Consider the following 653-nt stretch of genomic DNA (forward strand, 5'->3'; position numbering starts at 1 on the left):
AAGGCAGAGTGATACAAAAAGGAGGCGTCTTTCATGTAGAACTTCCCGGAACCGGCAATTGGGACTTTATGGTTGTAGACCAATCAGGAAGCACATTTATCAACTGGTACGAAGCGATAGACAGGAATAAAAAAATCATAGTAAGAGGTTGGGGCTCCAAGTTTAAGGAAATGCCATACATCGAACCGGGTTCTACATGGGTGAAAGTCACACACGGTTATTGGAAAATTCATGAAATATATACTGTAAAACTTAACAAGTTTGATTTTCCAATTCATGAAACAGGAATTACCTGGACACTAACAAAGGAAACTCAAAAATCAGGAGCTTGGTTAAGACTTTCCGGACCGGGTGCATGGAAATTCACCTTTCAATACCAGGAGACCAGTTGGGATGAAACCTATAAGACACACGATGAGACATTATATTTAAGGCGAGGGTATAATCTATGGTAGGCAAAAGATAAGAAATTATTCATAGTTCCAATTCTTTAGCTGCTTTTAGGGGTAGAATATCATGTGAAATTTTAATAAACAGCTGTTTCGTCGACAAAAAAGTTGCATTGGTCTATTTTCCCGGCAGCAAGCTGATGATTGTCTTACATTTGATCGAATACATCAATAACGTAGGAGAAAACAAGCTATGAAAAAGGT

The 653-nt window shown here is 38.3% G+C and carries 1 protein-coding gene; it reads left to right on the forward strand.

Going from position 1 to position 653, the window contains the following annotated elements:
- The coding region (locus tag D0T66_RS16060) for a hypothetical protein (protein WP_163358318.1) at window positions 1-455 on the forward strand (455 nt) is incomplete at its 5' end.
- Between the last annotated feature and the right edge of the window lie 198 nt (window positions 456-653).

The organism is Dysgonomonas sp. 25 (assembly GCF_010501075.1).
Classification (GTDB): Bacteria; Bacteroidota; Bacteroidia; order Bacteroidales; family Dysgonomonadaceae; genus Dysgonomonas.